The sequence below is a fragment of the Salegentibacter salinarum genome (assembly GCF_900168115.1).
GTDB lineage: Bacteria > Bacteroidota > Bacteroidia > Flavobacteriales > Flavobacteriaceae > Salegentibacter > Salegentibacter salinarum.
Genome location: NZ_FUZC01000003.1, coordinates 57,880 through 78,826, shown reverse-complemented (window position 1 = coordinate 78,826; position 20,947 = coordinate 57,880). Strand labels below are relative to the sequence as shown.

At 36.9% G+C, this 20,947-nt stretch carries 24 protein-coding genes; 10 read left to right on the top strand and 14 right to left on the bottom strand.

Going from position 1 to position 20,947, the window contains the following annotated elements; genetic code table 11:
* Positions 1 to 18: 18 nt before the first annotated feature.
* The 4 genes from B5X53_RS05010 to B5X53_RS04995 all read right to left on the bottom strand — a co-directional run bounded on the left by B5X53_RS05010 (position 19) and on the right by B5X53_RS04995 (position 3,569).
* Positions 19 to 924, bottom strand: coding sequence for a geranylgeranylglycerol-phosphate geranylgeranyltransferase (locus B5X53_RS05010; RefSeq protein ID WP_079712149.1), 906 nt, complete (start codon positions 922 to 924; stop codon positions 19 to 21).
* 12 nt (positions 925 to 936) lie between these two features.
* Positions 937 to 1,875: a mevalonate kinase family protein gene (locus B5X53_RS05005; RefSeq protein WP_079712148.1), complete on the bottom strand. Its 939-nt coding sequence runs from the start codon at positions 1,873 to 1,875 to the stop codon at positions 937 to 939.
* A gap of 336 nt (positions 1,876 to 2,211) precedes the next feature.
* A complete protein-coding gene (locus B5X53_RS05000; protein WP_079712147.1) occupies positions 2,212 to 2,421 on the bottom strand; it encodes a hypothetical protein in 210 nt (69 codons plus the stop codon).
* A gap of 47 nt (positions 2,422 to 2,468) precedes the next feature.
* Positions 2,469 to 3,569 carry a diphosphomevalonate decarboxylase gene (locus B5X53_RS04995; RefSeq protein WP_079712146.1) on the bottom strand — a complete coding sequence of 367 codons (1,101 nt, stop codon included), beginning with the start codon at positions 3,567 to 3,569 and terminating at the stop codon, positions 2,469 to 2,471.
* Between the two features lie 230 nt (positions 3,570 to 3,799).
* Here B5X53_RS04995 and B5X53_RS04990 point away from each other — a divergent pair, with 230 nt between their 5' ends.
* On the top strand, positions 3,800 to 4,276 hold the full coding sequence (locus tag B5X53_RS04990) for a TspO/MBR family protein (RefSeq protein ID WP_079712145.1): 477 nt from the start codon (positions 3,800 to 3,802) through the stop codon (positions 4,274 to 4,276).
* Here the strand turns inward: B5X53_RS04990 and B5X53_RS04985 are convergent.
* Both B5X53_RS04985 and B5X53_RS04980 read right to left on the bottom strand, forming a co-directional pair.
* Positions 4,273 to 5,493, bottom strand: coding sequence for a BaiN/RdsA family NAD(P)/FAD-dependent oxidoreductase (locus B5X53_RS04985; protein ID WP_079712144.1), 1,221 nt, complete (start codon positions 5,491 to 5,493; stop codon positions 4,273 to 4,275). The two genes, B5X53_RS04990 and B5X53_RS04985, sit on opposite strands and share 4 nt — an antisense overlap.
* Before the next feature lie 58 nt (positions 5,494 to 5,551).
* On the bottom strand, positions 5,552 to 6,238 hold the full coding sequence (locus tag B5X53_RS04980; protein ID WP_079712143.1) for a glycerophosphodiester phosphodiesterase: 687 nt from the start codon (positions 6,236 to 6,238) through the stop codon (positions 5,552 to 5,554).
* Positions 6,239 to 6,438: 200 nt separating this feature from the next.
* Here B5X53_RS04980 and B5X53_RS04975 point away from each other — a divergent pair, with 200 nt between their 5' ends.
* From B5X53_RS04975 to B5X53_RS04950, 6 genes are all read left to right on the top strand, one after another.
* Complete coding sequence (locus B5X53_RS04975) at positions 6,439 to 7,287, top strand: SDR family oxidoreductase (RefSeq protein ID WP_079712142.1); 849 nt, start codon at positions 6,439 to 6,441, stop codon at positions 7,285 to 7,287.
* Positions 7,288 to 7,320: 33 nt separating this feature from the next.
* Positions 7,321 to 7,842 carry a DUF421 domain-containing protein gene (locus B5X53_RS04970; protein ID WP_079712141.1) on the top strand — a complete coding sequence of 174 codons (522 nt, stop codon included), beginning with the start codon at positions 7,321 to 7,323 and terminating at the stop codon, positions 7,840 to 7,842.
* 7 nt (positions 7,843 to 7,849) lie between these two features.
* Positions 7,850 to 8,119: a SemiSWEET family sugar transporter gene (locus B5X53_RS04965; RefSeq protein ID WP_079712140.1), complete on the top strand. Its 270-nt coding sequence runs from the start codon at positions 7,850 to 7,852 to the stop codon at positions 8,117 to 8,119.
* A 102-nt stretch (positions 8,120 to 8,221) separates the two neighbouring features.
* Positions 8,222 to 8,920 (top strand): guanitoxin biosynthesis heme-dependent pre-guanitoxin N-hydroxylase GntA, encoded by a 699-nt coding sequence (gntA, locus tag B5X53_RS04960; protein WP_079712139.1) that lies wholly within the window; start codon positions 8,222 to 8,224, stop codon positions 8,918 to 8,920.
* 2 nt (positions 8,921 to 8,922) lie between these two features.
* Positions 8,923 to 9,540, top strand: a complete 618-nt coding sequence (locus B5X53_RS04955) for an FMN-binding negative transcriptional regulator (RefSeq protein ID WP_079712138.1) — start codon at positions 8,923 to 8,925, stop codon at positions 9,538 to 9,540.
* Positions 9,531 to 10,109 carry a DUF1989 domain-containing protein gene (locus B5X53_RS04950; protein WP_079712137.1) on the top strand — a complete coding sequence of 193 codons (579 nt, stop codon included), beginning with the start codon at positions 9,531 to 9,533 and terminating at the stop codon, positions 10,107 to 10,109. The genes B5X53_RS04955 and B5X53_RS04950 overlap by 10 nt, the downstream gene beginning before the upstream one ends.
* Before the next feature lie 76 nt (positions 10,110 to 10,185).
* On the opposite strand, the gene clpX is transcribed toward B5X53_RS04950, so the two are convergent.
* The 8 genes from clpX to B5X53_RS04910 all read right to left on the bottom strand — a co-directional run bounded on the left by clpX (position 10,186) and on the right by B5X53_RS04910 (position 18,513).
* Positions 10,186 to 11,418: an ATP-dependent Clp protease ATP-binding subunit ClpX gene (clpX, locus tag B5X53_RS04945; protein WP_079712319.1), complete on the bottom strand. Its 1,233-nt coding sequence runs from the start codon at positions 11,416 to 11,418 to the stop codon at positions 10,186 to 10,188.
* Between the two features lie 51 nt (positions 11,419 to 11,469).
* Positions 11,470 to 12,147, bottom strand: a complete 678-nt coding sequence (gene clpP / locus B5X53_RS04940; RefSeq protein ID WP_075325692.1) for an ATP-dependent Clp endopeptidase proteolytic subunit ClpP — start codon at positions 12,145 to 12,147, stop codon at positions 11,470 to 11,472.
* A gap of 107 nt (positions 12,148 to 12,254) precedes the next feature.
* Complete coding sequence (gene tig, locus B5X53_RS04935) at positions 12,255 to 13,577, bottom strand: trigger factor (RefSeq protein WP_079712136.1); 1,323 nt, start codon at positions 13,575 to 13,577, stop codon at positions 12,255 to 12,257.
* An 89-nt stretch (positions 13,578 to 13,666) separates the two neighbouring features.
* Entirely contained in the window at positions 13,667 to 14,008 is a 342-nt protein-coding gene (locus B5X53_RS04930) for a phage holin family protein (protein ID WP_079712135.1), read from the bottom strand.
* Positions 14,009 to 14,097: 89 nt separating this feature from the next.
* Positions 14,098 to 15,633, bottom strand: a complete 1,536-nt coding sequence (locus B5X53_RS04925; RefSeq protein ID WP_079712134.1) for an SGNH/GDSL hydrolase family protein — start codon at positions 15,631 to 15,633, stop codon at positions 14,098 to 14,100.
* A 10-nt stretch (positions 15,634 to 15,643) separates the two neighbouring features.
* The gene (locus B5X53_RS04920) at positions 15,644 to 16,891 is read right to left on the bottom strand and encodes an OmpP1/FadL family transporter (RefSeq protein WP_079712133.1); all 1,248 of its coding nucleotides are present in this window, start codon (positions 16,889 to 16,891) and stop codon (positions 15,644 to 15,646) included.
* A gap of 119 nt (positions 16,892 to 17,010) precedes the next feature.
* Positions 17,011 to 17,775 (bottom strand): alpha/beta fold hydrolase, encoded by a 765-nt coding sequence (locus tag B5X53_RS04915; protein WP_079712132.1) that lies wholly within the window; start codon positions 17,773 to 17,775, stop codon positions 17,011 to 17,013.
* Between the two features lie 24 nt (positions 17,776 to 17,799).
* Complete coding sequence (locus B5X53_RS04910; RefSeq protein WP_079712131.1) at positions 17,800 to 18,513, bottom strand: pyridoxine 5'-phosphate synthase; 714 nt, start codon at positions 18,511 to 18,513, stop codon at positions 17,800 to 17,802.
* 90 nt (positions 18,514 to 18,603) lie between these two features.
* Between B5X53_RS04910 and B5X53_RS04905 the strand changes: the two genes are divergently transcribed.
* The 3 genes from B5X53_RS04905 (at position 18,604) to porG (ending at position 20,946) form a co-directional block, all read left to right on the top strand.
* Positions 18,604 to 19,260 (top strand): CBS domain-containing protein, encoded by a 657-nt coding sequence (locus tag B5X53_RS04905; RefSeq protein ID WP_079712130.1) that lies wholly within the window; start codon positions 18,604 to 18,606, stop codon positions 19,258 to 19,260.
* A complete protein-coding gene (locus B5X53_RS04900) occupies positions 19,257 to 20,141 on the top strand; it encodes an NAD kinase (protein ID WP_079712129.1) in 885 nt (294 codons plus the stop codon). Before B5X53_RS04905 ends, B5X53_RS04900 begins: the two co-directional genes overlap by 4 nt.
* 100 nt (positions 20,142 to 20,241) lie before the next feature.
* On the top strand, positions 20,242 to 20,946 hold the full coding sequence (porG, locus tag B5X53_RS04895) for a type IX secretion system protein PorG (RefSeq protein WP_079712128.1): 705 nt from the start codon (positions 20,242 to 20,244) through the stop codon (positions 20,944 to 20,946).
* Position 20,947 lies beyond the last annotated feature (1 nt).

Sequence of the window (20,947 nt, the reverse complement as noted above, 5' to 3'; positions counted from 1 at the left end):
ATTTTTAAATAAAAATGATTAGAATACTCTGTTGAATACTTCTTGAATATCTATAAGCAGAATGCTGAAAACACCTACTACAATAATGAGTTTAAGAATATTATGAAGCAATAAATATTGCCATTTTGCTTTGCTGAAATAAAGAAACAACAAAAAAAATACCAGCAACAACAGGGATACATAGAAATAATAATTCATATAACCCGTGTCGTACCGAGTGATTAAAAGCAAAATAGGAACAATTGCCAAAATACATAAGACCGAAAGAAAAAGCTTACTAAGTCGCTCTCCATAAACAACGGGGATGGTTTGATAATTTTGAATTAAATCCCCCTTCATGTTTTCCAAATCTTTCACTAATTCACGCATCACGATCATTAAATACAGAAATGTAGCGTGAATAAAAATCACTGTTTCAAAATTTTTATAATAAACAAAAACCACGAAAAACGGTGTAATGGTTAAAATGGAAGCAACAAGGTTTCCAAGGAATAATATTCGTTTTAAACGATGGGAATACAGCCAGATTGCAAAAATGTAGATTGAAAAGAAAACTACAGCTCTAAACGAAACATAACTTGCAAAAAAGATAGCAAGTAAATTAAGAATAAAATAAACTGAAAGTTTTGTACGCTGACTTACAAACCGGTCTAACATTGTTTTCTTAGGCCTGTTAATCAAATCCTTTTCGCTGTCGTAGAAATTATTAATAATATAACCTGACGCGATTACGGTTGCTGAAGACAGGATGAGAAAAAATAAGTTATCGTCAAAGAGAATTTCGCGTAATGGCAACTCTGGCGCTAAAATAAATGCCGAAGTAAGGTATTGCGCTACTATAAGCACAAGAATATTATAACCACGAACCACCGAAAACAAACTAAGCATTTTCAGCAATAAGCGCTTGTTAGAAGTAGACGCCATGTAGGGTGAAATTTAGAAGTTGTAAACCACTTCTAATTTGTAATCTTTAAGAGCTTTTTTGGCTTTTTCAATATCTTCTGTAAAGCCTAAAATATAACCACCACCACCAGAACCACAAAGTTTGAGGTAATAATCGTTCGTGTCTATACCGTGTTTCCAGAGTTTATGAAACTGTGCGGGAATCATAGGTTTAAAGTTATCCAACACTACGTGAGAAAGCCTTTTTACATTGGTGAATAAAGATTTTACATCACCTTTAAGGAAATCATCTACGCAGGCATCGGTATGTTTTACAAACTGATCTTTTAGCATTTGCCGAAAGCCTTCTTGCTTCATATTTTCCATAAAAATGCCAACCATAGGGCCGGTTTCCCCGGTGCTTCCGCTATCTAATAAAAATACAGCGCCCTGGCCATTTTCTGTCTGCGACGGAATACCGGCAGGCTCAATATTATCTTTAGAATTTATAAGAATTGGAATGCTTAAATAGCTGTTAAGCGGATCTAAACCTGAAGATTTTCCGTGGAAAAATGATTCCATTTCCCCGAATATCTTTTTCAGTTTTAATAATTTATCTCGGGTAAGATTTTCTAAAACAGTAATTTTTCCGGTAGCATATTTATCGTAAATGGCCGCTACCAAAGCACCGCTACTTCCAACTCCATATCCCTGCGGAATCGTAGAATCGAAATACATGCCTTTTTTAATATCGGAATTTAAAGCAGCCATATCAAATTGCACTAACTCGGGGTTGTTTTGCTCAAGTTCACTAAGGTAATCTGCAAATCGGCGTAAACTTTTGTTAGAGGCAATAGCAGCTTCAGAAGGATCTTCATCTACTTTTAAAGCTCCATTATAAAAATTATAAGGAATTGATAAACCTTTGGAATCTTTGATGATTCCATACTCTCCAAAAAGAAGAATTTTCGAATAAAATAAAGGTCCTTTCATATTCTAATGTTTTAATTCAATGGAAGCTTTAATTTTAGCCTTCACTTAAACTTGCTATTTCTTTACAATAATTATTTATTATTGTGGTAACCAGATAGTATGGATGCTTTTTAAAAAACACATACCAGGTTGTACGCTTATTAGGTTTATAAAAAATATACAACTCACCTAAAAACTTCAAATCAGTTGGACTCCCATAATGCCCGGAACTCCGAAGATTTCATTTATAAAATCATAGATATCCCCAACATAATTCTGATTCTAAAAAACTAAAATAATCTTTTAGATAAACTGTTTGAACAAGCTTATCTAAATAAACAATTACACGAGAAATTATTATTTTTTCTTCCCCCACCATTCACTTTTACGCTTTTTAGACAAAGCTTTTACTTCCTCAACGGTCAAAACCATTCTCCCATTCCTTGTCAAAGTCGAATTCCTCGTTCCTGTCCTTAATAGTCTTATCTCATTAAGAACATTTTCATCTTCCAGGTCTTTCAACCAATCCAGCAGTTCGAACTTTTTAAAATCTACTTGTTTAGCCAATGCTTTTAGCTAAAAATACGAATAATAATTAAATCCTGTTTTTCAGCTTATTGTTGAGGAACAACTTTTTCAGCTCCCTTTCCTACAACATCGCAAATATACTGCCCTTTTTCGCAATAGACAACAAGCTCATTCTTAATGAATTCTAAAACTTTTGCTTTATTTGCTTCGGGATAAAGAATATGCACGTTTGCACCGGCATCCAGCGTAAAGCAAACAGGTGTTTTAGTCGCTTCCCTGAATTCCCAAATTTTATTGATAATTTCTAAAGTATTCGGCTTCATCAAAATAAAATAAGGATTGCTACTCATCATCATGGCGTGCAATGTGAGTGCTTCACTTTCTACTATGGCGATAAACTGGTCCAAATTTCCCGAAGCAAAAACCTTCTTTAATTTATCTAAATTTGAATGAGCCTGGGCAAAACGATTTTCAGCAAAAGGGTGCCCGTGCATTAAATTATGTCCCAGGCTGCTGCTTACCTGTTTTTGGCCTTTATCTACCAGTAAAATTGTATCCTGAAAAGTTTTAAAAACTTCATTAATTTCAAAAGGATATTTTATTCCGAAGAGATCACTGCTTCCCGGGATATTCTTATGTTCGCCCCATTCAATTAACTCTCCTTGCAGGCTTCGGCAAGCGCTTCCCGAGCCTAATCGCGCTAAAAATGAAGCTTTTTTAAAGAAATATTCTTCATTATTGGTTTGTATAGCTCCCAATTCTTTTTCCAAACTCATCATGCAAAGCGCCAGAGCGCTCATTCCACTGGCTGAAGAAGCAATTCCGCTGCTATGCGGAAATGAATTTTCGGTATAAATTTTAAAATGATAATCTTTTAAAAACGGGCAATAAATTTCAATTCGCTCAAAAAACTGCTGAATTTTCGGTTTAAAATCTTCTTTCTTTTCTCCTTCAAAATAAAGTTCAAAATCAAAAAAAACAGATTTTTCTACTTTCTTCTCAAATTCTAATTTTGTGGTGGTTTTGCAATTATTCAGCGTAAAACTCACCGAAGGATTGGCAGGAATTTGCCCTTCCCTTTTCCCCCAATATTTTACCAGGGCGATATTACTGGGAGATTGCCAGGTGACTTCTCCCTTCTCTATATTGTTCGAAAATTGCTTTGAAATAAAATCCTTTTCAGGCATAATCACTATTTTAAAACCATAAATATTTGAGCGTAATAGACTAAATATTCCAAATTAAGAAGCAAAGATAGGTTTTATGTTTTGGGAATTTTCTTTCCCAGTTCAAATAAATTTATATTTTAGTAGTTCAAAACTCACAAGCTTAAAGTCTGAAATAGTGATTTTTACATCAGACCAATTAAGAAATAAAAGCCTGAGTTTTTTGAATTTGACTTAGAAAACCAACCAAAATGACCAAAAAACTCTTTTTCCGAAGTTCGGTGGCCATTGGCATTTGTTTGCTTTTCGGTTTTATGGGCTCTATCGCTACCCAAACCGGATTTGACGGTTGGTACCCCGAGTTAAACAAACCCTGGTTTGATCCGCCAGACTCAATGTTTGGGCCCATCTTATTTTTAATGTACGTATTAATGGGGATTGCCGCAGGGATAGTTTGGAGCAAGGGTTTTTATCATAAATGGGTAAAAACCGCTTTATACCATTTTGGATTTCAATTATTACTAACCGGTTCCTGGTCTTTACTTTTCTTCGGACTCCAAAAACCACTTTTAGCTCTTTTAAATATTATTGCACTGTTTATCCTGCTTCTTTTCACCATAAAATGGTTTAAAGTAGTAAACAATATCGCGGCTTATTTGCTTATTCCTTATGCAATTTGGGTTCTTTTTGCGATAGCACTTAATTTTGAAATCTGGCGACTCAATTAATCTTCGCTCATGGCTTTTGCGGCGAGAAAACCGCCCGTCCATGCGTTCTGAAAGTTAAATCCGCCGGTGATGGCATCAATATTTAAAATTTCCCCTGCAAGGAACAAGTTTTTGTGAAATTTGCTTTCAAAAGTTTTAAAGTTCACTTCTTTTAGGTCTACACCTCCGGCCGTAACAAATTCTTCCTTAAATGTACTTTTTCTATCTACTTTGAAAATACCTTCAGTAAGTTGACTGCTTAAATTTTGTAGCTGATTTTTATTTAAATCGGCCCAGGTGGTCCCATCTGTAATTCCCGCTGCTACAATTAGATTTCTCCACAAGCGTTTGGGTAAATCGAATTGTGCATTTTTTAAAACTTGCTGTTTGGCGAACTTGGTTTTTAAATCTTTTAACTGACTTAAAATTTCTTCTGAAGTTTTCCCGGGCAACCAGTCTACTTTAATTTCAAACTGATAGTTCAGCTTTTCCAAATCCCTGGCACCCCAGGCCGAAAGTTTTAAAATCCCAGGCCCGCTCATTCCCCAGTGTGTAATTAATAAAGGGCCTTTACTTTCTAAATTTACTTTTTTTGAATTTATTTTCACTTCGGCTTCAGTCGCAATTCCGGCCAGGTCTTTAATTCGCTCGTCCTTTATATTAAAAGTGAAAAGCGAAGGTACCGGTTCAATAATTCTATGCCCAAGATTCTTCAGCAAATTCCACATTTTGGGGTTGCTTCCCGTGGCGAGCATCATTTTTTTTGCTGAAATATCACCTTTGCTTGTTTTAATTTGCCACAAACCTTCCTCCTGCTGAAAATTCTGAACGGCATGACTTTTTAAAACCTGAATATTTAAGCGTTCCGTTTCCAGTAAAAAGCAATCGATAATACTTTGGGAATCGTCCGAAACAGGAAAAATTCGGCCATCCTCTTCAATCTTTAATTCAATCCCTCTTTCTTCAAACCACTGCATGGTCTCGACAGTCATAAAGCTGTGAAAGGGTCCCAATAATTCCTTTTCGCCACGCGGGTAATTGGTGCTGAGCTCCTTCGGAAGAAATTCCGCATGCGTAACATTGCACCTTCCTCCTCCTGAAACTTTCACCTTGGTAAGCACTTCTTTGCCACGCTCTAAAATGGCTATTTTAAGCTTTGGATTTAATTCAGCAGCATTTATAGCGGTGAAAAATCCCGCAGCCCCGCCGCCAATTATAATGATATCAAAATGTTGCATTCAGGTTAAAATTTAAAATTTAGAGATTCCGGTTTTGGGCTTTCTTGACTCTTGTTTCTCAAAAAAGCCTATCAGGAAAATCAGAAATAATCCCATCCACTCCAAAATCCCGTATTCGCGCTATATCGTCAGGTTCGTTAACCGTCCAGACATTTACTTTAAATCCGGCTTCGTGAGAAGCTTTTACATTATCTCTTGTAATTATTCCCAGGGAAGGGTGAATTGCTGAAGCATTGAGCAGTTTCCCCAATTCTATTGCCTCAGTTACACTTGCTTTACTCAAAATTCCTAAGGGAACATTTTTATCGAGTTTTCGCATTTGAAATAACTCGTTTTTCTGAAAACTGGAGACGATAAAATCTTCATATTTCCAATTTCTTTCAGAAATATATTGCTTGATTATTTCTGAAGTAGCTGCTGCGGTATTTAAACCTTTTAATTCAACATTAATAGTATATTTTCCTTCAATAAGATCTAAAACTTCGATAAGTAAAGGAATTTCAAATTTATCTTCAACCTTAAAAGATTTTAATTCATCTAAAGACTTTTTTGCGATTTCGCCGCTGCCATTGGTGGTTCGGTCCAGTGTAAAATCATGAATTACCACTAATTCTCCGGTTTTACATCTATGTACATCAATCTCTATGGCATCAACTCCAAAATCAAGGGCTTTTTGAATACTCTCCAGCGTATTTTCGGCTAAATGGCCTTTGGCGCCCCGATGTCCAATCTTTAATAAATTCATTTGGCAAAGGTATTCAATTAACACAAATGAATGTTTTTTTAACCTTATTAGGTTTTTAAAGACTTCTTTAGAAAGACTTATAAATCCTTAACATTTTATTGTAGGCAATGCTTCTTAATTTTATACATCGACTGATTTGAAAATCAGCAAAGTATTAATTATGAAATATTTAGCCTGGATAAGACCAAAAACCAACCATTATGAATGAACCAGAAAAATTTCCTGATCAGCAGCAGGAGCAACCCGGAAAAGAATACAAAATGAACCCCGAACCGGAAATTATTAGAAAAAACTATAAAGGTTCGGGTAAACTAGAAGGTAAAAACGCTTTAATAACCGGTGGCGATAGCGGAATTGGACGAAGCGTTGCAGTTCACTTTGCTCGTGAAGGGGCAAACATCGCGATTATTTATTTAGAGGAAAACGAAGATGCCCGGGAGACCAAAAAATTAGTTGAAAAAGAAGGAAAAAAATGCCTCATTATTGAAGGGGATTTAAAGAAAGAAGACTTCTGTAAAAAGGCGTTGCAAAAAAGTTCTAAAGAATTAGGGAAATTAAATATCCTGGTGAATAATGCGGCGATTCAATTTCCCAAAGAAAGTATAGATGATATTAGTACAGAGCAAATTCATCAAACTTTTGAAACCAACATTTATCCTTATTTCTATATTGTAAAAGAAGCCCTACAACAACTTCAGGAAGGTGATGTAGTGATAAATACTACTTCTGTTACAGCTTATCGCGGTAGTGAACATTTACTGGATTACAGCAGCACAAAAGGCGCGATTGTAAGTTTTACCCGTTCTTTATCTAAAATGCTGGCCGATAAAAAAATTAGGGTTAACGGTGTTGCACCCGGTCCCATCTGGACACCGCTAATCCCAGCTACTTTCGATGATGTAACCGAGTTTGGTCAGGACACTCCAATGGGAAGGGCAGGACAACCCAGTGAAGTCGCCCCCGCCTATGTTTTTCTTGCCAGTGAGGATAGCAGTTATATTACCGGACAAATTATTCACGTAAATGGCGGTGAAATTATTGGGGGATAAGCTGAGAATCAATTAAATTACTAAAAACTTATTATGGAAAAATGGTTTGAAGCTTCCTGGACGTCTGTTCTGGCAATTTTTCTCACTGCAACCGGGATTTACCTGGCTATTATAATTTTTACAAGAATTGCCGGAAAACGCAGTTTCTCTAAAATGTCCAGCTTTGATTTTGCGATGACGGTAGCTGTAGGTTCTATTTTAGCCACTACCATTCTATCTGCCTCAGTGAGTTTGCTGCATGGAATTGCAGGTTTGGCAGCCGTATATATTTTGCAAATTTCAGCGGCAATTTTAAGGCGATTTTCCTGGTTTCAGGAAGCTATAGATAACTCCCCACTACTTCTTATGGACGGTAATACAATTCTACATAATAATTTAAAGAAAGCCCGGGTTACCGAAGGTGATCTTCGGTCTAAATTAAGAGAGGCCAACGTTCTAAATCTTTTGCAGGTGCGGGCGGTAGTTTTTGAAACTACAGGTGATATTTCGGTTTTACATTCTTCAGATGAAAATGAGGCATTAGAAGACTGGCTTACTAAAGATGTTCTAAAATAACTAAAATATGACCTTAGAGTGGACCGATATTCTGGGATTGGCGGCAGGAATTTGCACTACGGTGGCAGTGATTCCGCAGATCAAAAAAGCCTGGAAAACCAAGAAAGTAGAAGATGTTTCACCGGGAATGTTTAGTATTTTGATACTGGGAGTTTTTCTGTGGGTAATCTACGGAATCACCCAAAAAGATCTTCCTATAATCGCTACTAATGGAGTTTCCCTGGGATTAAATAGCGTTATGCTGTATTTAATGATTCGCTATCGGAAGAAGGAATGAAGCAACTTGTTAATCTTTTAAAATTTTGAACTAATTTATTCTTAAACCCCATAGAAGCTTTCAGAAAACCTGATAGTTTTACAAAAATAACCATTCAACATTATGATTTCTACCAGAGAAAAATCTAAAGTAAAACAAATCAAAGCTTCTACAGATCAAGCTATCGAGCTTGCATTTAATGACTTTGTGCTTACGCAAGATCATCCTTGTATAATGGCACAAACAGTATTTAACCAGGAGCATATAGACCTCCATACCTACGATGAATTCCCAAGCCGAAAAACCGCGAAACTAATTTATAAAGATTTAGAAAAGTATATTGAAAACTACGACTTTGAATCGAATGAATTTCATACGTTCATGGCTGTTTTTAAAGATCAGGAATCTTTTTCTGAAACCCAGTTTGAAACCGCACTTTGGAAACAATTAGAATTCTTGCATGATGTTGATAATAAGGACTGGGATCCTACCGTAAGCAATAATCCTAAAGACGATAATTTTAGTTTTAGTATTGCCGGTAAAGCTTTTTATATGGTTGGCCTACATCCTAACAGCAGCCGAAAAGCAAGACAAAGCCCATATCCGGCAATGGCTTTTAACCTGCACTGGCAATTTGAAAAGTTAAGGGAAATGGGCGCATATTATACCGTTAGAGATAAAATCAGGGAACGCGATACTGAATTGCAGGGCAATATAAACCCAATGTTAGAAGATTTTGGTAATAAAAGCGAAGCCCGGCAATATAGTGGCCGTAAAGTTGGAGATGAATGGAAATGCCCTTTTCATCACGGAAAGAAATAACTATGTACCAACCCAAGAAATACAAAAAGGATGATGCTGAATTCATTTTTAAATTTATACAGCAGCATCCTTTCGCTAATTTTATAATCAACGGCGACCGACTTTTAGCTACGCATATTCCTGTGCTCACTCACGGTACAGCAAAAGATTTTATTTTATTTGCACATATAGCAAACCACAACGAGCAATTTAAACACCTGGAAGATGGTAAAGAAGCTCTGCTGATTTTCCAGGGGGCTCACGGTTATGTTTCTTCCTCCTGGTATAAAGAAAAAGATATTAGCACCTGGGATTATTCAGCAGTGCACGTAAATGTTAAGCTGAAAATTCAATCGCGGGAAGAGCTGGAAGAATCCTTACAGGAGCTTGTAGCAACTTTTGAAAAGCCCCAGAAAAACCCCTTGTATTATAAAGACCTTCCTAAAGAAATGAGGGAAAATCACCTTCCGCATATCACAGGATTTTGGTGTGAAGTAGAGAACATTCAGGCCATTGCGAAACTGCATCAGGGGTTTGATAAAGATGATATAGAATCGGTTACTTCACATTTGGAAAAGCGGCAAAATAATTTATCTTCCACCTTAAGCGAAAACATTAAAAGAGAGCATAAATGCAAGTGATTAAAAAACAATCTGGAGCTGCCTTTAAATTAAAAAAAGGACAGAAACTGAAGGTGATAGATCCCGAAGGCGAACAGGTTAGCGATATGGTTCTATTTAATGCAAAAGACAGAAGGGAAAAATTATCATCGGGCAAAACCCTGGATTTTGAAGAATCTATTTTAATAAGCACCGGGAATTTTCTTTGGAGCAACCGTAGTAATAAAATGATGGAACTCCTGGAAGATACTAACGGTAGAAACGATTTTTTACTGGCACCCTGCAGCCCTGAAACTTTTGAGGTGATGTATGATTATGAAGGTTATCATCCCAGCTGTTTTGAAAATCTTTACACCAACCTTGAAAAATTTGAAATTGAGCCGGATGATATTCCTACGGCGTTCAATATTTTTATGAACGTACAGTTTGATGAAAAAGGAAAACTTAGCGTAGACCCGCCATTAAGCAAAGCAGGAGATTACGTGTTATTTGAAGCCAAAATAGACCTGATTGTAGCCTTAACCGCGTGTGCTGCTGAAGATAGCAACAATGGCAGTTTTAAGCCTATACATTATGAAATATTAGATTAATTATTTCAAAAAACTACAAAAAAAGCGGCCGGAAATCTGGAATTTCCGGCCGCTTTTATTTATCCTAAAACGGTTTTTAAGAAACCGCTTTAAGTTTATTTATCGTGGATTTATTCAATTTATCTTCGGCATATTCCCTTGATACTTTAAGTTTGCTGTGACCGCTTTCGGGCATTTCAAACATCGCATCGGTAAGAATTGCTTCGCATAGAGATCTTAATCCCCTTGCACCAAGTTTATATTCTACAGCTTTTTCAACTATATAATCCAGTGCATCCTCAGTCATTTCAAACTCGATATCGTCCATTTCAAACAATTTTTGATATTGTTTTACAATAGCATTTTTAGGCTCTGTCAAAATTGAACGAAGAGTACTTTTATCCAGCGGATTCATATAAGTCAGCGCCGGTAACCTTCCAATTATTTCAGGAATAAGTCCGAAATCTTTTAAATCCTTCGGAATAATATATTTTAGAAGATTGGTTCTTTCAATGGTATCATCACTTTTTGAAGCGCTAAAACCAACCGCCTGCATATTTAAACGCTTGCTGATGTTTCGCTCAATACCATCAAAGGCACCTCCCGCAATGAAAAGGATGTTTTCGGTATCTACCTCTACAAATTTCTGATCTGGGTGTTTACGGCCTCCTTTTGGCGGCACGTTAACCGTGGTTCCTTCCAGTAATTTCAATAAAGCCTGCTGAACACCTTCCCCTGAAACATCCCGAGTAATTGAAGGATTATCACTTTTACGGGCAATTTTATCTATTTCATCAATAAATACAATTCCGCGCTGTGCTTTTTCAACATTATAATCGGCTGCCTGAAGCAATCTCGTTAAAATACCTTCTACATCTTCACCTACATAACCAGCCTCGGTAAGTACTGTAGCATCTACAATAGCCAAGGGAACATTAAGCATTTTCGCAATGGTTTTGGCAATAAGGGTTTTTCCCGTACCGGTTTCCCCAACCATAATGATGTTAGATTTTTGAATTTCTACATCATCGTCGCTAGCCGGTTGTAACAACCTTTTATAGTGGTTATAAACGGCTACAGACATCACTTTCTTGGTAGCTTCCTGCCCAATTACATATTGGTCTAAAAACTCCTTAATTACTTTTGGCTTGCTAAGCATAAGATCTGAAGACAATTCTTTGGCTTCTCCCTGCTTAAGCTCTTCCATTACAATGCCGTGCGCCTGCTCTATGCATTTATCACATATATGCGCGTCTAAGCCTGCTATAAGTAAATTGGTTTCGGGTTTCTTTCTACCGCAAAACGAACATTCTAATTCTTCTTTCGCCATTTCATCAAATTTCAATTTCAGTCTATAAAATAATAAACTGAAAATTAATTCCTATCCTTCTCTCGTTAAAATCTCATCGATCATTCCGTATTCCTTGGCTTTTTCGGCCTTCATCCAGTAGTCACGATCACTATCTTCTTCAATTTTTTCGTAAGATTGACCTGAATGTTTTGCTATAATATCGTAAAGTTCCTTTTTAAGGGTTAAGATCTCTCTCGCTGTAATTTCTATATCGCTGGCCTGACCTTGCGCACCTCCTAAAGGCTGGTGAATCATCACTCTTGAATGCGGTAAACCGCTTCTCTTTCCTTTTTCACCTGCACAAAGCAATACTGCCCCCATAGAGGCTGCCATTCCCGTACAAATTGTTGCAACATCCGGTTTTATGAATTGCATAGTATCATAAATCCCCAAACCGGCATAAACGCTTCCTCCCGGAGAGTTTATATAAATCTGGATATCTTTAGAAGCGTCTGTACTTTCTAAAAACAACATTTGCGCCTGGATAATATTTGCAACCTGATCGTTAATTGCCGTACCCATAAAGATAATTCTATCCATCATTAATCTGGAAAAAACATCCATAGCAACGGCATTCATTTGTCGCTCTTCAATAATATTTGGCGTCATTCCCGTAGGTGTCACGCTGCTCACTATCTTTTGGTAGTAATTACTATTTATACCGTGATGTTTAGTGGCGTATTTTTCAAATTCTTTTCCGTAATCCATCAATTTTTCTGTTTTTAAGCTTTTTCTCTTAGCTGCCTTTTACGTGAAAAGGCGTTAATCCAAATGGTTTAACGCCTTAAATATAAGTATAAATTTATAGAAAAAGCTTACTCGTAAATCTCTTTCACAAATTCGTCGTAAGTCACTTCTTTTTCTTCAAAAGACATTTTTTCTTTATAGAAATCAAGCAATTTTTCATTCATTAATTGCTCTGAAAGTCTTTTTACCTCGTCCTGGTTAGAAAGAATTCTCGCTGCAATATCGTCAAGTTCTTCATCTCCAGGATTCATTTGTCCAAACTGAGCCATTTGTTCTTTGATCTTTTCTTTAGCGAAAGATTTAAGATCTTCAAATTCAACTGTTAGATTATTTTCGTTTACTATTTTACCTTCAATTAGCTGGTAACGTAAACCTTCTTCGCTTTTTTCGTATTCTTCCTTGGCTTCTTCCTCGGTCATTGGTTTTTCACCAACAGTTTGAATCCATTTTTGAAGAAATTCTTTTGGAAGTTCAAAGTTTGTTTGCTCAATAAGCTGCTTGGTCACATCGTTCATTAACTGCTGATCGCTCTGCTGCTTAAATTGCTTTGCTGCATCTTCCTTGATCTTTTCTTTAAGCTCGTCTTCACTGGTTACTTTTCCTTCACCAAAAAGCTTATCAAATAACTCCTGGTTAAGTTCAGCAAGTTCTCTATGGTTGATCTCCTTAACGGTAAATTCAACCTCAATATCAAGATCGTGGGCTTTATCGTGCTCAATGCCTAAATGCTGAATAAGATCGTGATCGTCTTCAAAAAGACTCTTGGTTTTTAAAGTGACCACATCGCCAACTTTAGCACCAACAAATTTATTAAGGTTTCTTTTTCCCTTGATCTTATCTAATTCAATGGAAGTTTCTTTCTCGATTCCTTCCTCTTCATTTTTAAAAATTCCGGCAACGATATCTCCTTCTTCAGCTTCATCTTTGGTAGTTAATTTCCCATATTGTTTACGCATAGATTCAATTTGGTTATTCACCATTTTTTCATCTGCAACAATATTATAATGGGTTACCGGCCTTTCAAGATCAAGTTTTACATCAAATTCCGGAGCCAATCCAAGTTCAAACTCAAAGCTATATTCTTCTTTATTCCAATCGAAGTTTTCCTGCTCTTTTGGAATAGGATTTCCAAGAACATCCAGTTTTTCTTCGGTAAGATATTTATTTAGTGAATCCTGTAAAAGTTTATTTACCTCATCTACCAACACAGCCTGACCGTATTGTTTCTTTACCATTCCCATAGGCACGTGCCCTTTTCTAAAGCCGGGAATATTGGCGTTTTTACGGTAATCTTTTAAGATTTTATCAACTTTACCGGCGTAGTCCTCTTTGGCGATATCTACTTTTACTACCGCATTCAATTCATCAATATTCTCTCTGGTAATATTCATCTTGACTTGTTATAAAAATTGGAGTGCAAAATTACATTTTTTTCCCAAGCCAACAAAGTTTCAAATTATTGAATTTCAGTAATATTGTGCTAATCTTTTCCTAACAAAGAAAACAGAAGTGATTGAAAGAGGGATAAAAGTAAACTAAACAGAAGAGCAATAAAAAAGCCGCTCACCCCAAACCCTGAAACAAAAGCATCTGCCAATAAGATAATTATTGCGTTTATTACCAGTAGAAATAAGCCTAGAGTAAGAATAGTAACCGGTAGGGTAAAAATGACCAAAATAGGTTTTACCAGCAGGTTTAGAATAGCCAGCACAATAGCCACAATTACTGCGGTTAAATAGCCTTCTACCTCAACTCCCGGCAAAAATTTGGCAAGTATAACTACTGCTACCGCGGTAAGTAAAATTCTTAATATAAAATTCATGATATTTAGATTAGTTGGTTTCTGAAAAATACAAAAAAAACGCCGGAAAAATCCGGCGTTTCTATAATTGTAATAAAAAGTATGTGTTCCTATTGAACTTCGTTACTATAGGTAACTGTACCGTAAGAACCTACGTTAACTTCTGGCACATCTGCATTATAAGTATCATTGATTGCATCAATTATTCTGTTAGAAACTATTGCATTTCCTCGAGGGGTAAGGTGAATCCCGTCAAGTGAAAAAGCACCTCCAGTAACAAATTCTGAAGTTACAAATCCGCCATCATAGGAGATCCCATCTGTAGCTAATGTATTTAGCATTGCGTTGGCATCAACAAAAGCAAGACCATTAGCCTGTGCCAACCCAGAAATTACCTGATTGTATCTATCTGTAGCATCTCTAATCAATTCCTGCTCTGCATTTGTTAATACGTGCTCATCTCCTAAAGGAACTGAAACACCGTTTATCATATTTGGATTATCTCCCACGGGAGTTCCAAGAAATCCGGAACTAGTTAAAGGTATAAGATCTGTAGGCGTGGCCTGTCTTAACTGACTTAACAATCCAGCAGTTTGAGGATCAAGATTGAATGGCGCTCCTTGAATAGCCTGGCTAATATCGGTTAGCGATTCATCCTGAAGTGTTACATAGTTTTGACCTTCGGCAAAATTAATTTGTCGGTTTTGCGCTTCTTCAGCAGTAATAAATCCAGCCTGAACCAAACCAGGAAGAACCTGGGTATTATAGGCTGAAAATTGCTGGTTTAAAGCACCGGCAGTTTGTGCATCTAAAGGTATAGCATTAACTGGAACCCTTGTAAAAAACGGAACCGAAGCTACATCTGGAATATTGATAAGAACCCCACCACTTGCATTTGCAGCCAAAGCCTGTACCATTTCACTATATACACTGGCAAAAACGTTTGGATCTGTAATATCATTCTCGCCGTAAGTTGAAGGCTCCAGGTTGTTTAATTGGTACTCTCCTGTCCCCCCAGATCTTGCATATCCAAGAACATCGTTATTACCTATCCACAAAGAAAAGAAAGTTGGATCTTGAGCAAGGGCATCTTCCATTACAGATGCATTAGGTTCAGATGCAAAACGGGCAAAATAAGGGTTTGCAGTCCCTACCGCTACTCCCTGAATATTACCATAGCCTTGAGCACCTAAATGATAAGATTTAGCTCCAGGAACTCCCATATTACTAAAAGGTCCCTGTTGAACATTTCCTACTTCGGTAGTTGGTTGCATTCCGGTATATACCCGCGGAAGGGTATCACCATCTACAACAGATAAAACCAATCTATTATTAGTAATTTGATTACCTCCGGCTAAAAGTCCCCCGGCATTATCACTCATAAAAGGAATAGTAAACTCCTCGATATCCTGAGTTTTATCAAATTGCTGCGCAAGGATGTTTGGATAAGAATTTTCCTGCCCGGTAATATAAAGGGCATTATCTGCATATCCTGCGGTAAGTGAATTACCAAGCGCGACGTAGCGTGAAAAATCGGCTTCCCCATTGCTGTACGCCCCGGCTTCGTCTACCGGATTATCAAATTCTGGCTCGCAGGAAACAATTCCCAGCGCCAATATTGCTATATATTTAAAATACTGTTTCATCTTCTAAATTTTATAATTTGTAGGTTACACCAAGTCCCGGAATAAAGGCTGAAGTTTTATAAGTTCCTTCAAAAGGAACAGTCTCTCCATTCTCAGTATAGTAATTGTAAGATTCGTCTATTTCCTCATATCTGTTATAAAGGAAAGCCGCATCTATAGAGAATCTATTACTTACGTGTAAAGAAAGTCCGCCTGTAAATCCGTGGGCATCGTTTCTTGGAGTTTCAGGAGCAAAGTAACCTGATTGTACCGGAGATTCGTCAAAATAATACCCAACTCTTAAGGTAACGGTTTCGTTTGCAAAATACTGCAAACCAAACCTGTAAGAAGAAGAGTTTTTGTAATTTCTTGGATTATTAGAATCTGGAGTTGCATTTGCAAAATCTATATCTAAAGATTCGTAAACATCCCAATAAGTCATATTATAATCGAATGCAAAAAGCCATTTATCCAGTAATTGATAAGAAAGACCTACCGAAAGTTCAGCCGGCATAGGCAATGCGGCATCAAATTCTGTGTTCTGGAAAGGAGTTAAAGGAGAGTTTGGAACGTTTCGAAACGTAGCGTCGCCGCCTTCAGCTTCAACCATAATTTCACTTCGATAATTTATACCAAACCGTAAATCTTCAGTTGCGTTATACATGGCACTGGCAGACCATCCAAAAGCGCTAACACCACTGGCGTCTACGGTTACATTAGAGCGATTCCCATCAACATCAGTTAAAGTACGGTTTAGGTTACGGTTAAAGTTTACCGATCCATTTACATAGATTGGTCCACCACCAACACTTAATTTATCCGAAATTTTTACAGAAGCCAAAGCCTGGATGTAAATAGCCTGAAGATCTATATTGTTTACCAAATGAGACCCGGCCCAATCTGTTGGCCATTCTACAGTACTACCATAAGGTGTATAAGCTGCCAATCCTAAAGTCAACCAATCGTTTACACGGTAAGAACCATAGGCATAAAATGGAGTTCCTACAGGACTATCGGTTTCAGAACTAATTCCGAATTCTGAATTTTGATATTTCACATTCGAAAAAACAGCGCTGGCACCGGCTGCTAAATTTATCTTATCTTCAAGATACACAAGACCTGCGGGGTTAAAGAAAGCAAGTTCGGCATTATTAACTACCGCTACACCTGTGTGGCCCATAGCTAGCGATCTTTGTCCCTGAAGACTCACCCTATACCCACCTGCATAAGTTACCGCAGCCATTAGACCAAAAAGGCCCAGGAAAAGTAATTTTTTCATAATTGAATTGGATTTATTTGTATTCTAACAATTTGTTGACTTCAAATTTAGCATAAATTACATATTACTCAACAAAAATGCACAATTTATTATGCACACATAATAAATTTAGAAGGAATTTAAAGAAAATCAGCTACAACTTTGTAGAAATCGTTCATTTTCTCAGCGTGGACCCAGTGCCCGGCATTTGCAATTTCTTCAAATTTTACTTCAGGAAATTGTTTTTTAATAGCTGGCTTATCTTCTTCTTTAATATAATTTGAATCGCCTCCTTTTATAAAAAGAGTAGGCCCTTTAAAAGTTTTATCCTGCGGAAGAGACTTACCAACTTCTTCAATATTATTTTTTAAAGTTTCCAGATTTACTTTTAAGCAATAAGTACCTTCAGATTTTCGGTTTAGGTTCTTTAAAAGGAAAAGCCTGATTGGTTTTTCTGAAATAAATTCAGAAAGTAATTTATCGGCTTCCTGCCGGGATTCCAAATCTGCCTCTTCCAGAGCCGTCAATCCCTTCAGGATTTGCTGATGGTGCGGTTCGTAATATTTAGGTGCAATATCTACAACGATTAGTTTTTCTACTAAATTAGGATATTCGCCCGCAGCAAGCATCGCCGTTTTACCTCCCATGGAATGTCCCATTAAAATAATATTTGATAAAGAATGTTGCTCGCAATATTCTTTAATATCTTCAGCCATTAATTCATAGCTATGCTCATCGGTATGCGGACTTTTCCCGTGATTACGTTGATCTATAAGATGAATTTGAAAAGCTTTTTCTTCAGCAAGTTTATTACCAATGGTTTTCCAGTTATCGCTCATTCCTAAAAAGCCGTGGAGAATTAATAGGGGCTTCCCCTCTCCTAATATTATAGAATTTAATTTCATTGCAGTTTTTTTTATGGAATTGTATTATTTCAGTAATTCCAGGTATTTCTCAATCGTATTTTCCAGCCCCATATAAAGAGCTTCGGCAATTAGTGCGTGGCCAATAGAAACTTCATCTAAATACGGCACATTATCTTTAAAATATTTTATATTATCTAAAGAAAGATCGTGCCCAGCGTTTACGCCCAAACCTAATTGGTGCGCCATAGTTGCACATCTTTTATAAGGCTCAACCCCGGTTTTATCACCTTCAGCATATTTTACCGCAAAAGCTTCGGTATATAATTCTATACGATCTGTACCGGTTTCTGCAGCTCCATCCATCATTTTTTCATCGGGATCTACAAAAATAGAAGTGCGAATACCGTTATTTTTAAATTCCTGGATTACTTCCTGGAGAAATTCTTTGTTTTTAATGGTATTCCAGCCTGCGTTTGAGGTGATTGCATCTTCGGCATCTGGCACTAAAGTAACCTGGGCCGGTTTTGCCTCCAGCACCAAATTAATAAATTTCGCAACCGGATTTCCTTCAATATTAAATTCGGTTTTTACATTTGAAGAAAGATCTCTAACATCCTGGTAAGTAATATGCCGCTCGTCTGGTCGTGGGTGTACGGTGATACCCTGCCCACCAAAAGATTCTATTTTCTTAGCGGCTTCTACGACGTTGGGAATATTGCCGCCTCGGGCATTTCTTAAAGTCGCAATTTTATTGATATTTACACTTAATTTCGTCATTTTATAAGCTTTTGTTTAACAAAAATACAAACTTGTAAATGCCCTAATGAATTTTATTTTAATTAATTTGCATAAAAAGGAAGCGACATCATGCACATGGAAGATTTTATAATTAACGATGTCTCTATAAGGCATTTTTCTGATAAAATTGGGGAAGTCCAGGACTTGTTCAATCAGTTAACCTATTCGCATTTACCAGTAGAAAACAACGGTATTTATATGGGTTGTATTTCAGAAAATGATATTCGTTGTTTTGAGGCTGAAAAATCGCTTGAAGATTATCAATATGCGCTGGAAGGTTTCTTTGTAAGAAATACCGATTTCTGGCTGGATATTTTAGAACGTTTTGCTCAAAACAACACCAATATTCTTCCAGTTTTAGATGAAGAAAGCACCTATTTGGGCTATGTTGAACTCAATGAAATTATTGCCTTATTTAACGAAACTCCTTTTTTGAGCGAAGCGGGCAATATTATTGTAATTCAAAAAGGAATTAAAGATTATTCATTCAGCGAAATTACCCAAATAACCGAATCTAATAATGCCAATATCTTGGGGATCTTTATTTCAAAAATTGAACATGACGTTGCCCAGATTACGGTTAAATTAAGCCCTTCAGGTATAAATGAAATTATTCAGTCTTTCCGTAGGTATGGGTACAAGATAGTTTCTGAACACCGGGAAGACAATTTCAACAAAAATCTTAGGGATCGCTCTAAGTATTTAGATAAATATATGAATATATGAAAGTAGGCATCTACGGTCAGTTTTACCATACTAATGCCGGGATCTATATAGGGCAGCTTCTGGAATTGCTGAAGCGCGAAAATATTAAAGTCGTAATTGAAGAAAATTTCCTGGATCTCATTCATCTAAATAAAACCATAGATGAAAAATATTCCCATTTCACCACTTTTGAAGAGTTAGATAACAGTTTCGACCTGTTTTTTTGCATCGGTGGAGATGGTACTATTTTAAAATCTATAAATTATATCAGAAATTTAGATATTCCTATTGTGGGGATTAATACGGGGAGATTAGGCTTTTTAGCCACCATTCAAAAGGAGGAAATCAAAGAATGTTTACAGAGTATACTTGAGAAAAAATTCAGCATTTCCCGCCGTACAGTTTTAAATATTAAAACCAATCCAACCAGTCACGACCCCGTTTTTAGAAATATTGCCCTTAATGAAGTTGCTGTTAGCAGAAAAAACACTACTTCTATGATTACCGTAGATACGTGGCTAAACGATCAATATTTAAATTCTTATTGGGCCGATGGTTTAATTGTTTCTACACCCACAGGTTCTACCGGTTATTCCCTTAGCTGTGGTGGCCCGGTAATTACGCCAGATGCAGGCTCTCTCATTATTACACCCATCGCACCGCACAATTTGAACGCGAGACCTTTGGTAATTAAGGACGATACTAAAATAACACTCCGCGTTTCGGGACGGGAAGAGTCACATTTAGTTTCTATGGATTCCCGAATCGCAACCCTGGAAAATGATACCGAAATCATTATAGAAAAAGCACCCTACGCAATAAATCTTGTTGAACTTAAAGGCGATAGTTTTCTTCACACCCTAAGAAAAAAGTTAATGTGGGGTGAGGATAAGCGCAATTAAGCAATAAATGATTTTAAAAACTGTTTATGAATATGTACAAACTTGCTCAAATTATTGTGGAGCAAACATAATTGTTATATTTGCAAACTTTTGAAAGCCTATGAGGTACCTATTAGTTTTTGTAATCATGCTTGTTTTTGCTCCAAAAACAAATTCCCAAACATTTGAAGTAGGACCATATATTGGTGGCGCTAATTATATAGGAGATGTAGGGCGAACCAATTTTGTACTACCCAGCGGGTTGGTTGGCGGCGCACTACTTAAATGGAATCGCAGCCCACGGCACGCCTTTAGATTTTCGCTTTTATATGCTGAAATAAGTGCAGATGATGCAAATTCTAATGACCCAAGAAGATTAAATAGAGGCTACTCATTTAACAATACAATTGCAGAAGCTTCGTTAGGAATAGAGTATAATTTCTGGAGTTTTGACCTTCACGAAGGTCACCCCCAAAGCACTCCATATTTATATACGGGGATAACATATTTTAGGGCAGACCACGTATTGCTGGATGCTGATTTCCCTAACGGCCAACTGGAAAACCAGGGTGCAAACTGGGATTTTGCAATTCCGGTGGTTTTTGGTTATAAAGAAAGTATTACTACTCATATTGTAGGAGCTTTAGAATTAGGAGTGCGATATACATTTACCGATAATATAGACGGAAGCTGGCCTGAAGAAGTTGTTGGAACCAGGATGCCTAAAAGGGAGTTTGGAAACAGGAATACTAACGATTGGTATGTGTTCACCGGCGTGAATTTCACCTTTTCCTGGGGTAGAGAACCTTGCTACAGCAGATTTTAAT